Genomic DNA, 23,829 nt, shown 5'->3' with positions numbered 1-23,829 from the left:
TCAGGCCGCGAGCTGGCCGCTGGCGATGGCCGCTGAAGCGGCCACCATCGCCCGCAACAACACCGCACACCCCGCCGCCAGGTCATCCGGCGCGGCATTTTCGATTTCGTTATGGCTGATGCCGCCTTCACACGGCACAAAGATCATCCCCGCCGGGCCAAGCTCAGCGACGAAGATCGCGTCGTGCCCTGCCCCGCTGACGATGTCCAGGTTCGACAAGCCCAAGCCATTGGCGGCATTGCGCACCGCCTCCACGCAGCTTTTGTCGAAGTACAGCGGCGGGAAATCCGCCGTAGGCTGCAGGTCGAAACTCAAGCCATGTTTGGCGCAGGTGTCTTCGATCACCTGACGCACCTGGGCAATCATCGAATCCAGCCGCGCCGGTTCAAGATGACGAAAATCCAGGGTCATGCGCACTTCACCGGGAATCACATTGCGCGATCCCGGATACGCTTGCAGGCACCCCACCGTGCCGCATGCATGGGGCTGATGCGCCAACGCCGCCGCGTTCACGGCGGCCACCACCGCCGCCGCGCCGACCAGGGCATCCTTGCGCAAGTGCATGGGTGTAGGGCCGGCATGGGCTTCAACACCGCGCAGCTTCAGGTCAAACCACTTTTGCCCGAGGGCGCCGAGCACCACGCCGATGGTTTTGTGTTCATCCTCCAGAATCGGCCCTTGTTCGATATGGGCCTCGAAATACGCGCCGACCTTATGCCCGCTGACCGGCCGCGTTCCCGCATAGCCAATCGCGTTCAACGCCTCCTCCACGCTCACGCCGTCCGCATCGACCTTGGCCAGGGTATCGGCCAGGCTGAACTTCTCGGCAAACACCCCTGAGCCCATCATGCACGGCGGGAAGCGCGAGCCTTCTTCGTTGGTCCACACCACCACTTCCAGCGGCGCCTCGGTTTCCACCTGGAGGTCGTTGAGGGTGCGCAGCACTTCCACACCGGCCAGCACGCCGAAGCAACCGTCGAACTTGCCGCCGGTGGGCTGGGTGTCGATATGGCTGCCGGTCATTACCGGTGGCAGGTCGGGATTGCGACCGGGGCGGCGCGCAAAGATATTGCCGATGCCGTCGATGGTCACGGTGCAACCCGCCGCTTCACACCACTGCACGAAGAGGTCGCGAGCCTTGCGGTCGAGGTCGGTGAGGGCCAGGCGACACACACCGCCCTTGGGCGTGGCGCCGAGTTTGGCCAGGTCCATCAGCGACTGCCACAGACGGTCGCGATTGATGTGCTGATGGGGCGATTGCAGAACGTCGAGGGCAGCGTTCATGGGGGGGTCTCCTCAGGCTACAGGTTCTTATGAATTGACGCGGTCAACTGTGGGAGCTGGCTTGCCTGCGATGGCGGTGTGTCAGACGACACGGCTTTAACTGATAGTCCGCTATCGCAGGCAAGCCAGCTCCCACCTCGACCGTGGTTTACAACGGCGCCTTGGCGGTGATCGGGCTCGCCCCGCGCTTGGCGTTCAAGCCGTAATACAACACCCCGCCCAACGCCGAGCCGGTGAACCAGCCGTAGCTGTAGAACCAGCTGAACGCATCGCTGCCCAGCGACAGCAGCGTCAGCACCACCGGTACGCCAAAGGCGATAAAGCCGCTCCAGTTCCAGGCCGGGTACACGTCGTCGCGGTACAGGCCGGCCAGGTCCAACTGTTGTCTGCGGGTGATGAAATAGTCCACCACCATGATCCCGGCAATCGGCCCCAGCAGGCTTGAATAACCCAGCAGCCAATTGGAATACACGGTTTCAAGACTCACGTCCGAGACGATCAGCCCGAGTTTTTTCAGCAGTTCATGGGCCATCAGCGCCAGCCCTACCAGGCCGGTGAGGATCACCGCCGTGGTGCGGTTGATCAGCTTGGGCGCGATGTTCTGGAAGTCGTTGGTGGGCGAGACGATGTTCGCCGCGGTATTGGTGGACAAGGTCGCGACGATGATCAGCGCCATGGCGATGGCCACCCACACCGGGCTCTGGATATGCCCGATCAGGCTCACCGGGTCGGAGACGCTCACCCCCACCAGTTTCACCGAGGCGGCGGTCATCACCACGCCGAGGGCGGCGAACAGGAACATGGTCAGCGGCAAGCCGAAAATCTGCCCCAGAATCTGGTCTTTCTGGCTCTTGGCGTAGCGGCTGAAATCCGGAATGTTCAATGACAATGTGGCCCAGAAACCCACCATCGCCGTGAGCCCCGCCATGAAGTAACCGGTGAGGCTGGCGCCTTCGGGGCGCTTGGGTGGGATCGCCATCAACTCGCTGAGGGACACGTTGGGCATCGCCCATACCAGCAGCCCAACCCCCACCGCCACCAACAACGGCGCCGACAAGGTTTCCAGGCGCTTGATCGACTCGGCGCCGCGCAGCACCACCCATAGGTTCAAGCACCAGAACAGCATGAAACCGATCACCTCGCCAGTGCCGCCTAGGGCTTTCCAGCCGTCGAAAATCGAGCCCAGGAACAGGTGGATCGCCAGCCCGCCGAACATCGTCTGGATACCAAACCAGCCGCAGGCCACCAGCGCGCGGATCAGGCACGGTACGTTGGAGCCGAGGATGCCAAAGGACGAACGCAACAGCACCGGAAACGGAATGCCGTACTTGGTGCCGGGAAACGCGTTGAGGGTCAGCGGGATCAACACCACGATATTGGCCAGCAGGATCGCTACCAGCGCCTCCCCCACCGACAGCCCGAAATACGCCGTGAGCACCCCGCCCAGGGTGTAGGTGGGCACGCAGATCGACATGCCGACCCATAGCGCCGTGATGTGCCATTTGTTCCAGGTGCGCTCGTGCACTTTGGTGGGTGCCATGTCGTGGTTGTAGCGAGGGCTGTCGAGGACGTCGGGGCCGGCGTCGAGTTCGTACAGGCCGTTGCGCTCGATGACTTGCGATCTGTTCTGTTGCATGGCCGCTCCACGGTTTCTTTAAAATTATTGTTGCTCACCTGCACGCCAGGTTCAGGTGGCCGGAGTACCGCATCAACAACATGACATCCAGGGTTCCGGCCAACTGCCCGTGCACTCAATAACCGTGCCGACAACCGCCTCTGAACCCGCACCGCTTATATAACGTGCTGATGTTTATCAGCTTTCCAATTGAACCTGCGGTACTTGCCGCATGCGTCAGGCTAAACAATACGCAAGTTGCCAGAACCTTCAGGTCTCAATCTGGTGCATCACAATTATTTTTATTTCTCGACGGCGTCAAGCGGCATATCTCAAGCGCCTGATTTGCAATAAGAAATATTGATCAGATCAAGAACCTGTCAAGTGCGTCAAAACAGGGTGGGCATGCTTCATTTTGGTAAAAATAGGATTTTTCTTATAAATATCAACAAGATGAAACACACAAAAGTTTGCGAAAAATCTGCTTGCTCATTCGAAAAACTCGGGCTAGTTTCTATTCCTGTCACCGATGACAGGAATTAACCGACCCTCGGTGCGCAGTATTACAACACTTAGAACTGGCACAAGCCGGTCAAGCCTGTGAGGAACTCGACATGTCGCTGTTGATCCGTGGCGCCACCGTTATTACCCATGATGAAAGTTACCGCGCCGATGTGTTATGTGCAGAGGGTCTAATTCGCGCCATTGGCACGAATCTGGATATTCCCGCAGGCACTGAAATACTCGATGGCAGCGGCCAATACTTGATGCCGGGCGGCATCGACCCCCATACCCATATGCAACTGCCCTTCATGGGCACGGTGGCCAGTGAAGACTTTTTCAGTGGCACGGCGGCAGGCTTGGCCGGTGGTACCACGTCGATCATCGACTTCGTGATTCCCAACCCGCAGCAATCGCTGATGGAAGCTTTCCACCAGTGGCGCGGCTGGGCCGAAAAGTCCGCCGCCGACTACGGGTTTCACGTAGCGATCACTTGGTGGAGTGAGCAGGTACGTGAGGAAATGGCCGAGTTGGTCAGCCATCACGGCATCAACAGCTTCAAGCATTTCATGGCTTACAAGAACGCGATCATGGCGGCCGATGACACCTTGGTCGCCAGTTTCGAACGCTGCCTGGAACTCGGCGCCGTGCCCACCGTGCATGCCGAAAATGGCGAGCTGGTGTATCACCTGCAACGCAAACTGATGGCCCAGGGCATCACCGGGCCGGAAGCCCATCCGCTGTCGCGCCCGTCCCAGGTGGAAGGCGAAGCGGCCAGCCGTGCCATCCGGATTGCCGAGACCATCGGCACGCCGCTGTACCTGGTGCATGTGTCGACGAAAGAAGCCCTGGATGAAATCACCTATGCCCGAGGCAAAGGCCAGGCGGTGTACGGTGAAGTGCTCGCCGGCCACCTGTTGCTCGATGACAGTGTGTACCAGCACCCCGACTGGCAGACCGCCGCCGGCTATATAATGAGCCCGCCATTCCGCCCACGCGGGCATCAAGAGGCGCTGTGGCACGGCCTGCAAGCGGGCAACCTGCACACCACCGCCACCGACCACTGCTGTTTCTGCGCCGAGCAAAAAGCCGCCGGGCGTGACGACTTCAGCAAGATCCCCAACGGCACCGCCGGCATTGAAGACCGCATGGCGCTGCTGTGGCACGAAGGGGTCAATACCGGGCGTCTATCGATGCAAGAATTTGTCGCGCTGACCTCCACTAACACCGCGAAGATTTTCAACCTCTACCCCCGTAAAGGCGCGATACGCGTGGGCGCCGATGCCGACCTGGTGCTATGGGACCCCGAGGGCACGCGGACCATTTCCGCCAAGACCCACCATCAGCAGGTGGACTTCAACATCTTCGAAGGCAAGACCGTGCGCGGCGTGCCCAGCCATACCATCAGCCAGGGCAAGCTGGTGTGGGCCGATGGTGACCTGCGCGCCGAGCGAGGGGCCGGACGGTATGTGGAGCGGCCGGCGTATCCGTCGGTGTTCGAGCAGTTGAGCAAGCGGGCAGCGCTTTGCAAGCCAGTGGCCGTGAACCGCTGAGTCCAAAAAAAGCGGACGCGGAGCGTCCAGTGAGGCATTCCCACGCAGAGCGTGGGAACGATCGCCCATCAGAGGCAGCACCTCAATAACCGTGAGGCCAACACCGTGATCCAGACCCTGACCCACCTCCCCCACCCCCGCGAAGACGGGGCCACCCTCGCCAGCCACTTCACCGACCTGGCACCGCCCCTCAACGCACGCCAGGCCCAACTGGAAGCCTCGCGCTGCCTGTACTGCTACGACGCGCCTTGTGTGAATGCGTGCCCCAGCGAGATCGATATCCCCTCGTTCATCCGCAATATCCACACCGAAAACGTGCAGGGGGCCGCGCAAAAAATCCTCTCGGCCAACATCCTCGGTGGTAGTTGCGCACGGGTGTGCCCGACGGAAATCCTTTGCCAGCAAGCCTGCGTACGCAATAACGCCGAAGAATGCGCCCCCGTGCTGATCGGCCTGCTGCAACGCTACGCCATCGACAACGCGCACTTCAGCGAACACCCGTTCCAACGCGCCGCGTCCACCGGCAAGCGTATCGCCGTGGTCGGCGCCGGGCCTGCCGGTTTGGCCTGCGCTCACCGCGCCGCCTTGCACGGTCATGACGTGGTGATATTCGAGGCGCGGGAAAAAGCCGGCGGCCTGAATGAATACGGAATCGCCAAATACAAACTGGTGGACGACTTCGCCCAGAAGGAACTGGATTTCCTCCTGCAGATTGGCGGCATCGAGGTTCGCCACGGCCAGCGCCTGGGTGACAACCTGACCTTGAGCGAACTGCACCAGCAGTTCGATTCGGTGTTCCTCGGCCTGGGGCTCGCTGCCAGCAAACAGCTGGGCCTGCCCTTTGAGGACGCCCCCGGCCTGCTCGCCGCCACCGACTATATCCGCGAACTGCGCCAGGCCGACGACCTCACCCAACTGCCCCTGGCCGACCGCTGCATCGTGCTCGGCGCCGGCAACACCGCCATCGACATGGCCGTGCAGATGGCCCGCCTCGGTGCCCGCGATGTCAACCTGGTGTACCGCCGTGGCCTGGCCGACATGGGCGCAACCCACCACGAACAGGACATCGCCAAGGCCAATCAAGTCCGGCTGTTGACCTGGGCCCAACCCGACGAGGTGTTACTCGACGACCAAGGCCGCGTACGCGGCATGCGCTTTGCCCGCACCCGCCTGGAAAACGGTCGCCTGCTGCCTACCGGGGAAACGTTCGAACTGGCCGCCGATGCGATCTTCAAGGCGATCGGGCAAGGCTTCGACAACGACGCCCTGCACGACCCGCTGGCCCAGCAGCTGCACCGCGTCGGCGAGCGCATCTTCGTCGATGAGCAACTGCGCACCAGCATCCCTGGGGTGTATGCCGGCGGCGACTGCGTCAGCCTCGGCCAGGACCTCACCGTCCAGGCAGTACAACATGGCAAGCGGGCCGCCGAAGCCATGCATGCCCAACTCATGCTGACTGTGGAGGCTGCGTAATGGCCGATCTCTCGATTGTATTCGCCGGTATCAAAGCGCCCAATCCGTTCTGGCTGGCCTCCGCGCCGCCCACCGACAAAGCCTACAACGTGGTGCGCGCCTTCGAGGCCGGCTGGGGTGGCGTCGTGTGGAAAACCCTGGGGGAAGATCCGGCGGCGGTGAACGTGTCGTCGCGTTACTCCGCGCACTATGGCGCCAACCGCGAAGTGCTGGGCATCAACAATATCGAACTGATCACCGACCGTTCCCTGGAGATCAACCTGCGGGAAATCACCCAGGTGAAAAAGGACTGGCCGGACCGCGCACTGATCGTCTCGCTGATGGTGCCTTGTGTCGAAGCGTCCTGGAAAAGCATCCTGCCCTTGGTAGAGGCGACCGGCTGCGACGGCATCGAGCTGAACTTCGGCTGCCCTCACGGCATGCCCGAACGGGGCATGGGCGCCGCCGTCGGCCAGGTGCCGGAGTACGTGGAGCAAGTGACGCGCTGGTGCAAGACCTATTGCTCGCTGCCGGTGATCGTCAAACTCACGCCGAACATCACCGACATCCGCGTGGCGGCGCGAGCGGCCTATCGCGGTGGCGCCGATGCGGTGTCGCTGATCAACACCATCAACTCCATCACCAGCGTGGACCTGGAACGCATGGTCGCGCTGCCGGTGGTCGGCACCCAGAGTACCCATGGCGGTTACTGCGGCTCGGCGGTCAAGCCGATTGCGTTGAACATGGTCGCCGAAATCGCCCGTGACCCACAGACCAACGGCCTGCCGATCTGCGGCATCGGCGGCATCGGTACCTGGCGCGACGCCGCGGAATTCGTCGCCCTGGGCTGCGGCGCGGTGCAGGTGTGCACGGCGGCGATGCTGCATGGGTTTCGCATCGTTGAAGAGATGAAGGACGGCTTGTCGCGCTGGATGGACAGCCAGGGCCATGCCAACCTGCAGGCGTTTTCCGGGCGGGCGGTGGGCAATACCACAGACTGGAAGTACCTGGACATCAACTACCAGGTCATCGCCAAGATTGATCAAGCGGAGTGCATTGGCTGTGGGCGTTGCCATATTGCCTGCGAGGACACCTCGCACCAGGCCATTGCCAGCTTGAAGCAGGCTGATGGCACGCATCTGTATGAGGTGATCGACGATGAGTGCGTCGGCTGCAACCTGTGCCAGATCACCTGCCCGGTGGCCGGCTGCATCGAGATGGTGCCGATCGATAACGGCAAGCCGTTTTTGAACTGGACGCAGGACCCGCGCAATCCTTACCGCGAAGCGGTGTAACCCTTGCCCCTCGTTCCCACGCTCCACGTGGGAACGCATCCTGTGACACTCCGCGTCACCCTGGCAAGAGCGTCCAGGGCTGCATTCCCACGCGGAGCGTGGGAACGATCAGCTCAGGGTTCCAAGCCAATCCCGCGCAAAATCACACCGGTCACCGTCTGTATCGCCTTCTCGAACTGCCTGTCCGACAACGGCTGGTGATCATTCAAAATCTTCACTTGGTGGTCGAAGTCGGCATAGTGCTGGGTCGAGGCCCAGATCATGTACAGCAGGCTCGAGGGCTCCACCGGCAGGATGCGTTTGTCTTGCACCCATTGGCGAATCTTCGCTTCCTTCATCTTGGCCCAGTCGTACAAGCTTTCATCCAGGGCCTCGCCGAGTGTGGGCGCGCCGTGGATGATTTCATTGGCCCAGACCTTGGAGCCATACGGACGCGTGCGCGAGCGCTGCATCTTGGCGCGGATGTAGCTGCTGAGCACCACACGGGGGTCATCAAAGGTTTCAAAGCTCAGGGCGTCCTGCTTCCACAATTCCAGCAGGTCGAACAGCACCGCGCTGTACAGCTCGCTCTTGGTGGTGAAGTAGTAATGCAGGTTGGAGCGCGGCAGTTGCGCTTCTTCGGCGATGTCGGCCATGGCGGTGCTGCCATAGCCTTTGTTGGCGAAGACCTTCTCCGCCGCCAGCAGGATTTTCTCGACGTTGACCCGACGAATTCCGATCTTGTGATTGCCCATAAGGGCTCCCTGACAACAACACGGCCTAAAGACTACCACCGGCTCTAGATCGGGGCGACAGGCCAAGCCGAAACTTCGTACACTGCCGGCTCCTATCCTCTGATCGGTGTTGAACAATGTTGCTCAAGAAGTCCCTGACCGCTGCTGTCCTGTTCACTGCCCTGCTGGGCGCTTCTGCCGCGTTTGCCCACGCCCACCTCAAGAGCGCGCAACCTGCGGCTGACAGCCGCGTCGCCGCCCCCACAGACCTGCGCCTGACCTTCAGCGAAGGCGTCGAAGCCACCTTTACCAAGGTCTCCCTGAGCAAGGACGGCACCGAAATTGCCATCAAGGGCCTGGAAACCCCGGACGCCGACAAGAAAACCCTGGTGGTCACGCCTGCCGCTCCGCTGGCAAGTGGCACGTATAAGGTCGAATGGCATGCGGTGTCCGTCGACACTCACAAAAGCGAAGGCACTTACAGCTTCAAGGTCGGCCAATAACCCATGGCAACCCTGCTGGTGCTGTGCCGCTTCCTGCACTTTTGCGTCGTGTTGCTGATGTTCGGGGCCTGGGTGTTCAGGCCCTGGCTGCTCGGCGCTCACGTCGTGCAGCCGACACTGGACCGGCAATTGCTGCGCATCACCCGTGGCCTGGCCGGCTTGGGGCTGTTCACCGGGGTTGTGTGGTTGCTGTTGATCACCGCCAGCATGGCCGGCAGCTGGGACTCGGCGCTGCAACCGGCCACGGTGCAGTTGGTGCTGGGCAAAACCTTTTTTGGCCAGGTATGGACCTGGCATCTGCTGTTTAACCTGCTGCTGGTGATCGTGCTGATCAAGCCCTGGCCGGCCTTGCGCTTGCCGCTGCTCGCCCTGCTGCTGGCGACCCTGGCCCCCGTAGGCCACGGCGCCATGCTCGACGGGCTGAGTGGGCGGTTGCTGATCCTTAACCAGGTGGTGCACCTGCTGTGCGTGGGGGCCTGGCTCGGGGGGTTGCTGGTGTTAGTGCTGATCCTCAGGCATGCGCAAAACCATCGCCTAAAGCCGATTTTGCGCCGCTTCAGTGGTGTGGGATATGGCCTGGTCGCCGGCCTGTTGGTGACTGGCTTGATCAACGTGCGGGTGCTCACTGGGCAACTGTGGCCCACGCCGCTGTTCCAAGGGTTTGCCTTGATTTTGCTGATCAAGGTGGGGCTGGTGCTGGGCATGCTCGGGTTGGCGCTGTTGAACCGGTTGCGTATCAAGCGCTGCGAACAGCGCCTGGGCAGTTTGAGAGCCAGTGTGATGATGGAGTGGCTGCTGGGCCTTGCAGCCGTGGCGGCAGTTTCCCTGCTTGGCACCCTGCCGCCGATGGTCATGGCTGGCTGAAAAGTCTTGTGCAATGCAATCAATGTGGGAGCTGGCTTGCCTGCGATGGCGGTGGATCAGTGACTGCATACTGTCTGATTCGCCGCCATCGCAGGCAAGCCAGCTCCCACACTGACCGTGCCCCATCAGTTGAATCGTTTCACCCAAGTCATCGTATAACTTCTGCTTGACACGCCCTCAAAACCCCGCAAATATCGCGCTCAATGTTGTACGACAACGTATAACAAATAATAAAAACAACAAAACAAAGGGAGCCTCACTGTGAGTCAATCCGCCCGTCATTCTTGCACGCGCCTGGGCCTTCTCGGTCTCGGCAGCCTGGCCGTCACCCTGCCGCTGGGCGTCAACGCCGAAGGTTTTATCGACGACGCCAAGGCCACGCTCAACCTGCGTAATGCCTACTTCAATCGCAACTTCACCAACCCGACCAACCCCCAGGGCAAGGCCGAAGAGTGGACGCAGAATTTTATCCTTGATGCCAAGTCCGGCTTTACCCAGGGCACGGTCGGTTTCGGGATTGACGTGCTGGGCCTGTATTCGCAAAAGCTTGATGGCGGCAAAGGCACCGCCGGCACCCAACTGTTGCCGGTGCATGACGATGGCCGCCCCGCCGACAATTTCGGGCGTCTGGGTGTCGCGCTGAAAACCAGGCTGTCGAAGACCGAGTTGAAGGTTGGCGAATGGATGCCGGTGCTGCCGATCCTGCGTTCCGATGATGGCCGCTCCCTGCCCCAGACCTTTCGTGGCGGCCAGGTCACCTCCAATGAAATCGCCGGCCTGACGCTCTACGGTGGCCAGTTTCGCGGCAACAGCCCACGCAACGACGCGAGCATGGAAGACATGTTCATGAACGGCAAAGCCGCGTTCACTTCGGACCGTTTCAACTTCGGCGGCGGCGAATACACCTTCAACGACAAACGTACCCAGGTCGGCCTGTGGTACGCCGAACTGACTGATATCTACCAACAGCAGTACCTCAACCTCACCCACAGCCAGCCGCTGGGCGACTGGACTCTGGGCGCCAACCTCGGGTTCTTCAACGGCAAGGAAGACGGCAGCGCCCTGGCCGGCGACCTCGATAACAAGACCCTGTTCGCTCTGCTCTCGGCCAAATACAACGGCCACACCTTCTACGTTGGCCTGCAAAAACTCAGCGGCGACAGCGCCTGGATGCGCATCAACGGCACCAGTGGCGGCACCCTGGCCAACGACAGCTACAACGCCAGCTACGACAACGCCAAGGAAAAGTCCTGGCAGGTGCGCCACGACTTCAACTTTGTGGTGCTCGGCGTTCCAGGGCTCACCCTGATGAACCGCTATATCAGCGGCAGCAATGTACACACCGGAGCGATCACCGACGGCAAGGAGTGGGGACGTGAGTCGGAGTTGGCCTACACGGTGCAGAGCGGTGCGCTGAAGAACCTCAATGTGAAGTGGCGCAACTCGACCATGCGTCGGGATTTCAGCAATAACGAGTTCGATGAGAACCGGATTTTTATCAGCTATCCGATTTCGTTGTTGTAGCTCCAAAGGCAAATCCGATCTCTAAGGTGCCACCTATCCATGTGGGAGCTGGCTTGCCTGCGATAGCGGTGGGTCAGTTACCACATCCTTTTCATACTCACCGCTATCGCAGGCAAGCCAGCTCCCACCTTTGATCTCATGTGCCTGGAAGGACGTTGACAACACCAGGAATCCCTAACACTATTTCCCCATAGTCATACGACAACCTACAACAAAAATCTGGAAGGCCCATGACCACCACCACCCCCGCTCCCTTCAACCGTCTGTTGCTAACTGGTGCCGCCGGCGGCCTGGGCAAAGTCCTGCGCGAACGCATGCGTCCTTATGCCCAGGTGCTGCGCCTTTCGGATATCGCTGAAATGGCCCCCGCCACCGATGCTCGCGAAGAGGTACACACCTGCGACCTGGCCGACAAACACGCCGTGCATCAGTTGGTAGAGGGCGTCGACGCCATCCTGCACTTTGGCGGCGTTTCGGTGGAGCGCTCGTTCGAAGAAGTACTGGGCGCGAATATCAGTGGCGTGTTCCATATCTACGAAGCCGCCCGCCGCCACGGGGTCAAGCGGGTGATCTTCGCCAGTTCCAATCACGTGATCGGTTTCTACAAACAGGGCGAGCAACTTGACGCCCATTCCCCGCGCCGCCCGGACAGTTACTACGGCCTGTCCAAGTCCTACGGCGAAGACATGGCCAGTTTCTACTTCGACCGTTATGGCATCGAGACCGTGAGCATCCGTATCGGCTCCTCGTTCCCGCAACCGCAGAACCGAAGGATGATGCACACCTGGCTCAGCTTCGACGACCTGACCCAACTGCTCGAACGGGCGCTGTACACGCCCAACGTCGGCCATACCGTGGTGTACGGCATGTCGGCCAACCTCGACACCTGGTGGGACAACCGCTACGCCGCGCACCTGGGCTTTGCCCCCAAGGACAGCTCCGAAGTGTTCCGCGCCCAGGTCGAAGCCCAACCGCCCGTGGCCGCCGATGACCCGGCCAAGGTCTACCAGGGCGGTGCGTTCTGCGCGGCGGGGCCGTTCGGTGACTGAGTGCCCAGCAACCCAAGGGAATGACTATGCCTGCTGAATTGATTGTCGATGCCCGCAATGCCGTGGGCGAATGCCCGGTGTGGGTGCCTGAAGAAAACGCGCTGTATTGGGTGGATATCCCCAACGGTGGCTTGCAACGCTGGAACGCCGCCACCGGCCATCTGGCAGCGTGGAAAGCCCCAGAGATGCTCGCCTGTATTGCGCGCACTCAAGCAGGCAATTGGGTCGCCGGCATGCAAACCGGCTTCTTCCAACTCACGCCCCACAACGACGGCAGCCTCGACACCGTGCCGCTGGCCAGCCTCGAGCATTCGCGCAAGGACATGCGTTTGAACGATGGCCGCTGCGATCGCCAGGGCCGTTTCTGGGCCGGCAGCATGGTGCTGGACATGGGCTTGAACGCCGCCGATGGTGTCCTTTATCGCTATGGGTCAGGGGCTGCGCCCCACGCGCAACTGGACGGGTTCATCACCCTCAACGGCCTGGCCTTCAGCCCCGATGGCCGCACGATGTACGCTTCCGATTCGCACCCGAAGGTGCAAAAGGTCTGGGCGTTCGACTACGACATCGAGACCGGCACACCGTCCAATCGCCGCCTGTTCGTTGATATGAACGACTTCCCCGGGCGGCCCGACGGTGCAGCCGTGGACGCCGAGGGCGGCTACTGGATCTGCGCCAACGACGCCGGGTTGGTTCACCGTTTCACCCCGGACGGTCGCCTGGACCGCTCCCTGAGCGTGCCCGTGAAAAAACCCACCATGTGCGCCTTCGGTGGCAGCCGCCTGGACACTCTGTACGTCACCTCCATCCGCGACGACCCGAGTGAACAGTCGCTGTCTGGTGGCGTGTTCGCCCTCAACCCCGGCGTCCAAGGACTGCCCGAACCCCGCTTCATCGTTTAATCGCTGTGCCTTGAATACAACAATAACAAGACAGGAGTGACTTCCATGGACTTCAAACGCACCTTGCTCGCCGCTGCAATCTTCACCCTCAGCAGCGCAGCCCACGCGCTGGAAATCAAGTTCGCCGATATCCACCCCGCTGGCTACCCCACCGTGGTCGCCGAAGAGAACATGGGCAAGGCCCTGACCAAGGCGAGTAACGGCGAGCTGACCTTCAAGTACTTCCCCGGCGGTGTGCTGGGCTCCGAGAAGGAAGTGGTCGAACAGGCCCAGGTCGGCGCCGTGCAAATGACCCGCGTCAGCCTCGGCATCGTCGGCCCGGTGGTGCCGGACGTGAACGTGTTCAACCTGCCGTTCGTATTCCGCGACCAGGCGCATATGCGCAAGGTCATCGATGGCGAGATTGGCGACGAGATCCTCGCCAAGATCACCAACTCCGAGTTCGGCCTGGTGGCCCTGGCCTGGATGGATGGCGGCACGCGCAATCTCTATACCAAGAAACCGGTGCGCAAGATCGAAGACCTCAAGGGCATGAAGATCCGCGTGCAAGGCAACCCGATTTTCATCGAAGCTTTCAACGCCATGGGCGCCAACGGCATTGCCATGGACACCGGCGAGATCTTCAGCGCCCTGCAGACCGGGGTCATCGACGGCGCGGAAAACAACCCGCCGACCTTGCTGGAACACAACCACTTTCAGAACGCCAAGTACTACACCCTCACCGAACACCTGATCCTGCCTGAACCCATCGTGATGTCGAAAATCACCTGGAACAAGCTCGACCCCGCCCAGCAGGACATGGTCAAGGCCGCTGCCAAGGCCGCCCAGGCCGACGAGCGCGTGCTCTGGGACGCCAAGTCCGCCAGCAGTGAAGAGAAACTCAAGAAGGCCGGCGTGGAGTTCATCACCGTCGATAAAAAGCCCTTCTATGAGGCCACCGCCCAGGTGCGTGCCAAGTACGGTGCGCCGTATGCGGACATGATCAAGCGCATCGACGCGGTTCAATAACCTCCCCTGCCCCTGCATAAGGCCCGGCGCGGTCGGCATCGACGCGCCCGGTCACGGTGAACGCCATGAAGACTTTACTGCTGCGCTTCAATGACCGCCTTTACATGACCTGTATCTGGGTCGCCGGCCTTTCGGTCCTGGGGGTGGCCTTGATCATTCCCTGGGGTATCTTCACCCGCTACGCCCTCGGTACCGGTTCCAGCTGGCCGGAGCCCACCGCCATCCTGCTGATGCTGGTGTTCACCTTTATCGGCGCCGCTGCCAGTTACCGTGCCGGCGCGCACATGTCGGTGGCGATGATCACTGACCGCTTGCCGCCCGTCCAACGCCGCCTCGTCGGCATCCTCTCGCAACTGCTGATGGGCACCATCTGCGTGTTCATGACGATTTGGGGCACCAAGCTGTGCCTGTCCACCTGGAACCAATTCATGAGCGCCATCCCTACCCTGCGCGTAGGCATCACCTATATGCCGATCCCGATTGGCGGCGTGCTGACCCTGGTGTTCGTGGTCGAAAAGCTGCTGTTCGGTGACCAGAGCAACCGCAAGGTGGTGCGCTTCGACTTGGTTGAAGAAAACGAAGGGGCCGCCTGATATGGACGCATTGATTCTGTTGGGCAGCTTTGTTGTATTGATTCTGATCGGCATGCCGGTGGCCTACGCGTTGGGGCTGTCGGCGCTGATTGGCGCGTGGTGGATCGACATCCCGTTCCAGGCCCTGATGATTCAGATTGCCGGTGGGGTGAACAAGTTTTCGCTGATGGCGATTCCGTTCTTCGTGCTGGCCGGGGCGATCATGGCCGAGGGCGGTATGTCGCGGCGCCTGGTGGCCTTTGCCGGGGTGCTGGTGGGCTTTGTGCGTGGCGGGTTGTCTCTGGTCAACATCATGGCTTCGACGTTTTTTGGCGCGATTTCCGGCTCATCCGTGGCCGATACCGCCTCGGTCGGCTCGGTGCTGATTCCGGAAATGGAACGGCGGGGTTATCCGCGCGAATTCGCCACCGCCGTGACCGTCAGCGGTTCGGTGCAGGCGCTGCTGACGCCGCCCAGCCATAACTCGGTGTTGTACTCACTGGCGGCGGGCGGCACGGTCTCCATCGCCTCGCTGTTCATGGCCGGTGTGGTGCCGGGCTTGTTGATGAGCGCGTGCCTGATGGTGCTCTGCCTGATCTTCGCGAAAAAGCGCGACTACCCCAAAGGCGAAGTCATCCCCTTGAAGCAGGCGCTGAAGATCGCCGCCGATGCGCTCTGGGGCCTGATGGCCATGGTGATCATCCTCGGCGGCATCCTCTCGGGCATCTTCACCGCCACCGAGTCGGCGGCGATTGCGGTGTTGTGGGCATTCTTCGTGACCATGTTCATCTACCGCGACTACAAATGGCGCGAGCTGCCCAAGCTGATGCACCGCACGGTGCGCACCATTTCCATCGTGATGATTCTGATCGCCTTCGCCGCCAGCTTCGGCTACATCATGACCCTGATGCAGATCCCGGCGAAGATCACCACGCTGTTCCTGACCCTGTCGGACAACCGCTACGTGATCCTGATGTGCATCAACGTCATGCTGTTGTTGCTGGGCACGGTGATGGACATGGCGCCGCTGATTCTGATCCTCACGCCGATCCTGATGCCGGTGATCCTGGGCATCGGCGTCGACCCGGTACACTTCGGCATGATCATGCTGGTGAACCTGGGCATCGGCCTGATTACCCCGCCGGTGGGCGCGGTGCTGTTCGTTGGTGCGGCGGTGGGCAAGACCAGTATCGAGAAAACCGTGAAGGCACTGCTGCCGTTTTATGCGGTGTTGTTCTTGGTGCTGATTGCGGTGACCTACATCCCGGCGTTGTCGCTGTGGTTACCCCATTTGGTGCTGTAAACCTTCTTTCAGAAACAAAAGTGAGCAACTGTGGGAGCTGGCTTGCCTGCGATAGCGGTGTATCAGTCACGGATGCATTGACTGACAGGTCGCTATCGCAGGCAAGCCAGCTCCCACACTTGCATCCTCAGTGTTTGTTTTGACTTCATCAGGCAGGTCAATCGTGATTGAGCTTTCGGATCAATTCACCCATCTGGTGCTCGCCCCCGCCATCGGCGGCAGCCTCGTCAACTGGACGGTGCGCGCCACCGGGCAGCCGCTGTTACGGCACAGCGATGCACAGGCGATCAATACCGGGCTGCCGGGCAAGCTGGGTTGCTATCCCTTGGCACCCTGGTCCAACCGAATCGCCCAAGGCGGGTTCGACAACCCCGGTGGTTGGCTGGCACTGGCAGCTAATAGCCTCACTGATCCTTTACCGATTCACGGCTCGGCCTGGCAGCAGGCATGGCAGGTGGTGAGCCATACCACGCATGAAGTGGTGCTGGAATTGGAATGCGCCACACCCTTCGCCTATCACGCCCGCCAGCGGTTGCGCTTGAACAACGGTGAGTTGAATATTCAATTGTGTGTAACTCACTTGGCCGAGCAACCCGCGTGGCATGGGCTGGGCTTGCATCCGTACTTACCGCGCCGGCCGGGTACGCGGCTACAGGCCAGGGCTGGGCACGTGTGGATGAGTGATGCAGCCAAGCTGCCCACCGAGTTGGCACCGGTTCCCGAGGCCTGGGATTTCCGGCAACTCAAAGGTTTGCCAGAGGGGCTGGTGGACAACGGCTTTTGCGGCTGGGATGGGCACTGCCTGATCGAACAACCGGAGCTTGGCTACCGTCTCGAATGCCAGGCCAGCGGCGCCGATTATTGTTGTACTGCCCGCCGGGGTTGGAGTTTTTCTGCATCGAGCCGGTGAGCCATCCGGTGAATGCCCATCACCTGGCGGGCAAGCCTGGCCTGAAGCTGTTGGAGCAAGGCCAGTCAACCCACCTCAATTTCAACCTGAAATACACGCCAAGCGTGCCAGTGTCAGGGCGGTGAATTTTTGAGACGCCCTGCCGTGTCGATACTCACCACCACCGACAACCCCGGCCGCAAGCGCTCACTCTCGGCTTGATCCGGATCCACGGTGATGCGCACGGGCACCCGCTGGGCGATCTTGACGAAGTTGCCGGTGGCGTTGTCCGCCTGCAACAGGCTGAACTCGGAACCGGTGGCCGGGGAAATATGCTGCACCGTGCCATGGAATTTGCGGTGGTTCAGCGCATCCACGGTGAACGTCACCGGCTGGCCGACCTGCACATTGTCCATCTGGGTTTCTTTCATATTGGCAATCACCCACAACTGCTTGGGCACCAGGGCCATCAGTTGCGCGCCGGAATTGACATAAGCGCCCAGGCGCACGCCAATCTGCCCCAGCTGACCATCCCGTGGCGCCGTGATGCGGGTATTGGACAGGTCGATGCGCGCCAGTTCCACTGCCGCCTCGGCACTCGCGACAGCTGCCTCCAGGGAGCCGCGGTTGACGATCACCGTCTGCAAATCCTGGCGCGCAATTTCCAGGCTGGCCTGGGCCTGGGCCACGGCAGCGATGGTCTGCGCGTTGGCGGCACGGGTCACGTCCAGTTCGCGTTTGGACACCGAACCATCGCTGATCAGTTCTTCATTGCGGCGCAAATCCGCAGTGCTCTTGCGTGCCTGAGCCTGACTGTCGACCAACGCGGCCTGGCGCAGCTTGATGGTCGCTTCGGCGCTGTTGCGTTGCTGCACCACGTTGGCCAACGAGGCCTTCTGCACCGCCAGTTGTGCCAGGGCCTGGTCGAGGCGTTGCTTGTAGATACGGTCATCCAGGCGCACCAGCAGGTCGCCGGTCTTGACGTACTGGAAGTCCTGCACCGGCACTTCGAACACATAGCCACTGAGTTGCGGGCCGATAATCGTCACCTGCCCACGCACCAGGGCGTTTTCCGTGGTTTCCACCGCGCTGCTGAACGGCGGCAGTTGCCAGGCGTACAACACGATCAGCACACCGATGATGGCGATGGCGGCAAAGCCCAGGGACGAGATGATCCGCACGCGCAAGGGCCGCAATTGGGTGGGCACCGCGCCCGGTGGCGTGCTGCCTTCCGGCGTGGCGGCAATGGCAGTCGTGGTGGTGGTTGAAGGTTCAGTCATGAAGTCGCGCCGCTGGGTTGAACAGGAGGAGTTGCCTTGGTAGTGCTCATCAGCCACAGGCTGCGGGTGAAGATCCACAGCATGGTCAGGATCGCGATAATCGCGATCAGCATGAAGACATCGTTGTAAGCCATGACGTTCGCCTCACGGGTGGCCGCCGTGGCCAGGCTGCGGATGCCCATGAGGTTGCGCAGTTCCGGGTCAGCGACGATCTTGCCATAGGCCGCCCCACCACTCTGCACCCGCGCCGCCACAAGCGGATCGATCAGGGTCAGGTGCTCGACGATCATGCTCGAATGATACTTCTCGCGCACGATCTGGAAGGTGCCCAGCAACGCCGCGCCGATCAGGCCGCCAAGGTTCTGGCAGATCCCGAACATCACCGAGAAGCTCACCAGGTTGCGCGGGTTGGTCAGTACGTTTTTGGTGCCCAGCACCATGGTCGGCCCCAGGAAGAATGTACCGCCGAAGCCTAGCAGGAACTGGCTGATATAGAGGTTCTGCGGACGGGTCAGGTTGCTGGAAAAACTGTCCATCACCGAACCGGTCGCCATCAGCGCCAGGGAGATGATCAGCGGCATCAGCAAATGCGCCGGGTTGATCGTCAACGCGCTGACCACCAGCCCGGCAATCGCCCCGGCCAGCATCACCACGTACAGGGTGTGCATCTGCTGGTAGCTCATGTTCAACATCTGCATGAACCCCACCGCACCGGTGGATTGCTCGGACAGCACCATGCGAATCAGCACCACCGCCAACGCCAGGCGGATCATCACGCCGCTGCCCAGCCAGCGCGTCATCAGCATCGGGTTGCTGCGGTTATGCTCGATGGCGAGCCCCGCCATGATCAGCACCAGGGAACAGGCGGAGGCCACGCCGATCCACGGCGCTTCCAGCCACCAGTCAATACGCCCCAGGGACAGCACAGCGCAGAGCAAGGCTACGCCGCTGGCGAGGATGGCAAAGGTTAGAAAATCGAGTTTTTCAAAGGTCTTGAAGCGATCACCCGGCGGCAGCTTGAGCAGGAACACGCAGCCCAGGCAGATCAGCGCCAGGCCCAGTTCGAACAAATACAGCCCGCGCCATTCAGCGATTTGCAGCAAGTCTTCGGAAAACAGCCGCGCCAGCGGTAACGCCAACTGCGCGGTGCCCAGCCCCAGTACCAGCGCTTTCAGCCGCCACTTGGCCGGGAATGCCTGGATCATGTAGTACAAGCCCAACGAACTCAGCGCCGCGCCCACCATACCGTGGGCGGCCCGTACCGCAATCGCCGAACTGAGGTCATTGACGAACAAGTGGCCGAAGGTCACCAGCGCGTAGAGCACCAGGAACACCTCGGTAAACGCACGCAGGCCGAACTGCTGGCGAAACTTCACCAGCAGTAGGTTCATGCACACGTTGGTCATCACATAGGCGGCGGGCAGCCAGGCCATTTCCGCGGTGGTCGCGCCCAGGGCGCCTTGCAGGTATTGCAGGTTGGCGATGACCAGGGCGTTACCCAAGCCGCCGGTGATTGCCACCAGCACGCCGACCAGCGCGAAGAGCCAGCGCTTATGCGTAGGGTGCAGCGGCGTCGACGGCGAGCCAGGCAGGCTCGGCCGCTCGTGGGGTTGCCAGGTGTGGGGGGTGTATTTATCCATTCGGTGACCTTGGTAAGCCGGGGTGCAAGGCCGGTGAATCCGTTACACAGAGGAACAGTAACCTGAGAGGCGTTCATCTTGCCATCTCGTGGACGCATTTGATCCCCAGGCAGACACAGCTAAATGTGGGAGCGGGCTTGCTCGCGAATGCGGTAGATCAGTTGCTGATGCATTGACTGACACGACGCCTTCGCGAGCAAGCCCGCTCCCACACTGCAATCCATGCCGTTCTTAGAGAGAGGCTTTAAGCAACATACCGACTGCCACCACCACACACAGGCTAGCAAACCCCACTTGCAAGGCCCGCGCGGGAATCACCGAACACAACCGCCGTCCTGCCAACATGCCGACGATACTCGCGCCGATAAACACCCAGCCCACCGGTTCGATACTCACGCCCGCATGAAACGCACCGGCCACGCCGATCAGCGACAGCAGGCTGACCACCATCAACGACGTGGCGACGATGCCACGCATCTGCACATCGGTGAGCTGCTTGAACGCCGGTACGATCAGGAAGCCGCCGCCCACGCCCAACAACCCCGACACGGCGCCGGTCACCGCACCCAATGCGGCCAGGGTGGCGCTGCACTTGGCGGTCCAGGCCAGGCGCCCGGTCTGCTGGTTGAGCATGCAGTTCTTCTGGCCCCACGACGCCGAACCATGGTCACTCGGCCCGGCCTCGCGCTTTTCCCGTTGCAGCATGCGCCAGGCCACCAGCACCATCAGCGCGCTGAACAGTCCCATCAGCACCGGCTCCGACAGTTGATGGGCGACGAACACACCCAACGGCGAAAACAACGCGCCAAGCAAGGCGATCAGCAACGCCGCGCGATACCGCACCAGGCCATGGCGCAAGCCATCAATGGCCCCCACCGCTGCCGCCGCACCCACCGCCAGCAACGACACGGGCGCGGCCTGGGTCATGGTCAAGCCCAGCCCCAGCACCAGCGCCGGCACCCCGAGGATGCCGCCGCCCGCGCCGGTCAGGCCCATGACCAGGCCCATCAATACACCCAACACACTGGCCAGCAGCATTCAGTCCACCTTGCTCAGACGGGTCAGCCACTCGCGGCCCTTGAGCATACCGTTCCAGTAGAACCACGGCAGCAGCGTGGCCTTGAGGAACCACATCGAACGGCGCGCCTGCGTGGGATCGAGGGGAAAGGTCGGCAGCAATTTGCCGCCGTAACCAAACTCGGCCAGCACCACCTTGCCCTTCTCCACCGTCAGTGGGCAGGAACCGTAGCCGTCGTATTTGAGCGGCAATGGCGCCTGTTTGCGCAGGGCCAGCAGGTTTTCCGCCACCACCACGATTTGCTTGCGCACCGCCGCAGCAGTCTTGGCGTTGGTGGTGCCGCACACATCCCCAAGGCCGAAGATATGTGGGTAGCGCAGGTGTTGCAGGCTTTGGGGGTTCACTTCGCACCAGCCGGCGGCATCGGCCAGCGGGCTCTGGCGGATAAAGTCCGGGGACAACTGCGGCGGTACGACGTGGAGCATGTCGAAGGTTTTCTCTTCGACCGTCGCGTTGCCTTGGGCGTCTTTGACTTCAAACCAGGCTTTGCGCGCCGGGCCGTCGACTTTCACCAGGTTGGAATTGAACGCCAGGCGAGCGTTGTATTTTTCGACGTACTTCATCAGCGGCGGCACAAAGGTTGGCACACCGAACAACGCGGCACCGGCCAGGTTGAATTCGACGTCGATGTGTTTGAGGTCGCCCTGCTTGAGCCAGTGGTCGCAGGACAGGTACAGGGCTTTTTGCGGCGCGCCGGCACATTTGATCGGCATCGCCGGCTGGGTGAACAACGCCTTGCCACCCTTGAGTTGCTGCACCAACTGCCAGGTATACGCGGCGTGCTCGTAGCTGTAGTTGGAGGTGACACCGTGCTGGCCAAGGGTGTCCTGCAGGCCTTCGATTTTTTCCCAGGCCAGGCGCAGGCCGGGGCAGACGATGAGGTTCTTCCAGGTGACGCGCTGGCCGCTGTCGAGCACCAGCGTATTTTCATCGGGCAGCACTTCGCTGACGGCGGCCTGCACCCAGCTGACGCCATTGGGCAGCACATCGGCCAGGGGCCGGCGGGTCTTGTGCAGGTCGTAGGCGCCGCCGCCGACCAGGGTCCAGGCCGGTTGGTAGCAGTGGTAGTCGTTAGGTTCGATGAGGGTGATGTTCAGCTGCGGGTCGCGCTTGAGCAGGCTGGCCAGCAGGCCGATGCCTGCCGAGCCGCCGCCGATGACTACGATATCGCCACTGATGGTGGGTCCCCAGTGTTGTTCGGTCATTGTCTACTGCCTTTTTGAGTCAATGCACACAAGGGTCGCTGCCGGATGGCGTCACGCCCAGCTTTTTATGACCGCGCCGCAATACAGCCCGGACAGGGTTTTCATCACTTGAATCACTTCGTGGCTGGCCAGCCCGTAGAAAATGTATTTGCCTTCCCGACGGGTGGCGACCAACCCTTCATCGCGCAAGATGCCCAACTGTTGTGACAGGGTGGGCTGGCGTACCCCGGTCAGAGCTTCCAGCTCGCCGACGTTGCGCTCGCCCTGGGTCAACTGGCACAGGATCAACAAGCGGTCTTCATTGGCCAGGGCCTTGAGCAAGGCACAGGCCTTGGACGCCGATGCACGCAGCTGGGCGACCTCGCCCTCACTCAACGTAGATTCCATTTGCCTCGGGTCCTTTAAGTCACTTAAGCTCAAAACATTATGTGTAAACGTAAACTGATTGTAACCAATTTTTTCTTCAGCAGAGACAGCCGCCATGCCAGCGTTGATTCAAGCCTTTCTGGATGACGCATCGTCGACCTACACCTATATCGTCTATGAAGCCGATGGCGGCCCTTGCGCCATCGTCGACTCGGTGCTCAATTACGACCCGGCCTCCGGGCGCACCGACACGACGCAAGCCGACAAGGTGATCGCCTTTGTGCGCGAGCATGGCCTGCACGTGCAATGGCTGCTGGAAACCCACGCCCACGCTGACCACCTGTCCGCCGCGCCCTACCTGCGTCGCACCTTGGGCGGCAAGATCGCGATAGGCGAATCGATCAGCAAGGTGCAGGGCGTGTTCAAAAACCTGTTCAACCTCGAGCCGGAATTTCGCGTGGACGGCTCGCAGTTCGATCACCTGTTTGCGCCGGATGACATCTTTCATATCGGCAACTTGAAGGCCCAGGCGTTGCATGTGCCCGGACACACCCCCGCCGACATGGCCTATTTGATCGATGGCCGCTTGATCCTGGTGGGCGACACCCTGTTCATGCCCGACGTCGGTACCGCCCGTTGCGACTTCCCCGGCGGCGATGCGCGGCAGTTGTACGCGTCGATGCGCAAGCTGTTGGCGTTCCCTTCAGACACCAAGCTGTACGTGTGTCATGACTACCCGCCCGAGGGTCGAGAAGCCAAATGCCAGACCACCGTGGCGGAACAGCGGGCGGGCAATATCCATGTGCATGACGGCGTGGATGAAGCGGCGTTTGTAGAGATGCGCACCCAGCGTGATGCCGGGTTGGGAATGCCGACCTTGTTGCTGCCGGCGATCCAGGTGAATGTGCGAGCGGGGAATATGCCGCCGGCGGAAGAGAACGGCGTGACGTACCTGAAAATCCCCCTCAACCAACTCTAGAAACACCGATCCCCTGTGGGAGCTGGCTTGAACTGCGATAGCCATAGGTATCTACACAACTTTTTAGGCTGTCGCAGCAAACGGTAACCACGATGCGAAGCGAGCCGCTCTTGATCTTGATCTTGATCTGCTGTTGATCTTAGGCGCCCCGTTAAACCACGATGGCCGGAATTCGACAGGGATTTGGGGGGTAAACCGGCAGGGATGCCGGTTTAGCCGCCCCGCGCCATGGATGGCGCGTGGCGGCTAAACCG

General features: G+C 61.3%; 20 protein-coding genes and 1 pseudogene. 13 read left to right on the top strand and 8 right to left on the bottom strand.

Annotation, left to right across the window (positions count from 1 at the left end):
• The gene (locus tag BOP96_RS22280; RefSeq protein ID WP_073454057.1) at positions 1 to 1,284 is read right to left on the bottom strand and encodes a Zn-dependent hydrolase; all 1,284 of its coding nucleotides are present in this window, start codon (positions 1,282 to 1,284) and stop codon (positions 1 to 3) included.
• 148 nt (positions 1,285 to 1,432) lie between these two features.
• On the bottom strand, positions 1,433 to 2,920 hold the full coding sequence (locus BOP96_RS22275; protein WP_019818076.1) for an NCS1 family nucleobase:cation symporter-1: 1,488 nt from the start codon (positions 2,918 to 2,920) through the stop codon (positions 1,433 to 1,435).
• Positions 2,921 to 3,513: 593 nt separating this feature from the next.
• On the opposite strand from BOP96_RS22275, the gene hydA reads away from it, so the two are divergent.
• From hydA to preA, 3 genes are all read left to right on the top strand, one after another.
• Positions 3,514 to 4,953, top strand: coding sequence for a dihydropyrimidinase (gene hydA / locus BOP96_RS22270; RefSeq protein WP_073454055.1), 1,440 nt, complete (start codon positions 3,514 to 3,516; stop codon positions 4,951 to 4,953).
• 105 nt (positions 4,954 to 5,058) lie between these two features.
• Positions 5,059 to 6,426, top strand: a complete 1,368-nt coding sequence (locus tag BOP96_RS22265; RefSeq protein WP_014718998.1) for an NAD(P)-dependent oxidoreductase — start codon at positions 5,059 to 5,061, stop codon at positions 6,424 to 6,426.
• Entirely contained in the window at positions 6,426 to 7,700 is a 1,275-nt protein-coding gene (gene preA / locus BOP96_RS22260; RefSeq protein ID WP_073454054.1) for an NAD-dependent dihydropyrimidine dehydrogenase subunit PreA, read from the top strand. The genes BOP96_RS22265 and preA overlap by 1 nt, the downstream gene beginning before the upstream one ends.
• A 113-nt stretch (positions 7,701 to 7,813) precedes the next feature.
• Here the strand turns inward: preA and BOP96_RS22255 are convergent, their stop codons facing one another.
• A complete protein-coding gene (locus tag BOP96_RS22255; protein ID WP_014719000.1) occupies positions 7,814 to 8,434 on the bottom strand; it encodes a TetR/AcrR family transcriptional regulator in 621 nt (206 codons plus the stop codon).
• A 116-nt stretch (positions 8,435 to 8,550) separates the two neighbouring features.
• Between BOP96_RS22255 and copC the strand changes: the two genes are divergently transcribed.
• The 9 genes and pseudogenes from copC (at position 8,551) to BOP96_RS22210 (ending at position 17,173) form a co-directional block, all read left to right on the top strand.
• The gene (gene copC, locus BOP96_RS22250) at positions 8,551 to 8,916 is read left to right on the top strand and encodes a copper homeostasis periplasmic binding protein CopC (protein ID WP_014719001.1); all 366 of its coding nucleotides are present in this window, start codon (positions 8,551 to 8,553) and stop codon (positions 8,914 to 8,916) included.
• 3 nt (positions 8,917 to 8,919) lie between these two features.
• Entirely contained in the window at positions 8,920 to 9,780 is an 861-nt protein-coding gene (gene copD, locus BOP96_RS22245) for a copper homeostasis membrane protein CopD (RefSeq protein ID WP_058410681.1), read from the top strand.
• Positions 9,781 to 10,041: 261 nt separating this feature from the next.
• Positions 10,042 to 11,304: an OprD family porin gene (locus BOP96_RS22240; RefSeq protein WP_014719003.1), complete on the top strand. Its 1,263-nt coding sequence runs from the start codon at positions 10,042 to 10,044 to the stop codon at positions 11,302 to 11,304.
• A 230-nt stretch (positions 11,305 to 11,534) separates the two neighbouring features.
• Positions 11,535 to 12,353, top strand: a complete 819-nt coding sequence (locus BOP96_RS22235; RefSeq protein WP_032903439.1) for an NAD-dependent epimerase/dehydratase family protein — start codon at positions 11,535 to 11,537, stop codon at positions 12,351 to 12,353.
• Positions 12,354 to 12,379: 26 nt separating this feature from the next.
• Positions 12,380 to 13,255: an SMP-30/gluconolactonase/LRE family protein gene (locus BOP96_RS22230; protein ID WP_073454052.1), complete on the top strand. Its 876-nt coding sequence runs from the start codon at positions 12,380 to 12,382 to the stop codon at positions 13,253 to 13,255.
• A gap of 45 nt (positions 13,256 to 13,300) precedes the next feature.
• A complete protein-coding gene (locus tag BOP96_RS22225) occupies positions 13,301 to 14,263 on the top strand; it encodes a TRAP transporter substrate-binding protein (RefSeq protein WP_014719006.1) in 963 nt (320 codons plus the stop codon).
• A 65-nt stretch (positions 14,264 to 14,328) separates the two neighbouring features.
• Positions 14,329 to 14,856, top strand: coding sequence for a TRAP transporter small permease (locus BOP96_RS22220; RefSeq protein WP_014719007.1), 528 nt, complete (start codon positions 14,329 to 14,331; stop codon positions 14,854 to 14,856).
• A gap of 1 nt (position 14,857) precedes the next feature.
• A complete protein-coding gene (locus BOP96_RS22215) occupies positions 14,858 to 16,138 on the top strand; it encodes a TRAP transporter large permease (protein ID WP_014719008.1) in 1,281 nt (426 codons plus the stop codon).
• Positions 16,139 to 16,301: 163 nt separating this feature from the next.
• Positions 16,302 to 17,173, top strand: a pseudogene (locus BOP96_RS22210) (aldose 1-epimerase).
• On the opposite strand, the gene BOP96_RS22205 reads toward BOP96_RS22210, so the two are convergent.
• From BOP96_RS22205 to BOP96_RS22185, 5 genes are all read right to left on the bottom strand, one after another.
• Complete coding sequence (locus BOP96_RS22205; protein WP_003192298.1) at positions 17,162 to 18,307, bottom strand: HlyD family secretion protein; 1,146 nt, start codon at positions 18,305 to 18,307, stop codon at positions 17,162 to 17,164. The pseudogene BOP96_RS22210 and the gene BOP96_RS22205 sit on opposite strands and share 12 nt — an antisense overlap.
• Positions 18,304 to 19,947: an MFS transporter gene (locus BOP96_RS22200; protein ID WP_014719011.1), complete on the bottom strand. Its 1,644-nt coding sequence runs from the start codon at positions 19,945 to 19,947 to the stop codon at positions 18,304 to 18,306. Before BOP96_RS22200 ends, BOP96_RS22205 begins: the two co-directional genes overlap by 4 nt.
• 231 nt (positions 19,948 to 20,178) lie before the next feature.
• Positions 20,179 to 20,985: a sulfite exporter TauE/SafE family protein gene (locus BOP96_RS22195; protein ID WP_014719012.1), complete on the bottom strand. Its 807-nt coding sequence runs from the start codon at positions 20,983 to 20,985 to the stop codon at positions 20,179 to 20,181.
• Positions 20,986 to 22,230, bottom strand: a complete 1,245-nt coding sequence (locus BOP96_RS22190; protein WP_073454050.1) for an NAD(P)/FAD-dependent oxidoreductase — start codon at positions 22,228 to 22,230, stop codon at positions 20,986 to 20,988.
• 51 nt (positions 22,231 to 22,281) lie between these two features.
• Positions 22,282 to 22,617 (bottom strand): ArsR/SmtB family transcription factor, encoded by a 336-nt coding sequence (locus tag BOP96_RS22185; protein ID WP_003174875.1) that lies wholly within the window; start codon positions 22,615 to 22,617, stop codon positions 22,282 to 22,284.
• Between the two features lie 94 nt (positions 22,618 to 22,711).
• Between BOP96_RS22185 and BOP96_RS22180 the strand changes: the two genes are divergently transcribed.
• The gene (locus tag BOP96_RS22180) at positions 22,712 to 23,575 is read left to right on the top strand and encodes an MBL fold metallo-hydrolase (protein WP_014719014.1); all 864 of its coding nucleotides are present in this window, start codon (positions 22,712 to 22,714) and stop codon (positions 23,573 to 23,575) included.
• Positions 23,576 to 23,829 lie beyond the last annotated feature (254 nt).

This window comes from Pseudomonas sp. FSL W5-0203, from assembly GCF_001896155.1.
Taxonomy (GTDB): Bacteria; Pseudomonadota; Gammaproteobacteria; order Pseudomonadales; family Pseudomonadaceae; genus Aquipseudomonas; species Aquipseudomonas paracarnis.
Note: the sequence above shows the minus strand (reverse complement) of the source record. Positions and strands in the feature narration are given on the sequence as shown.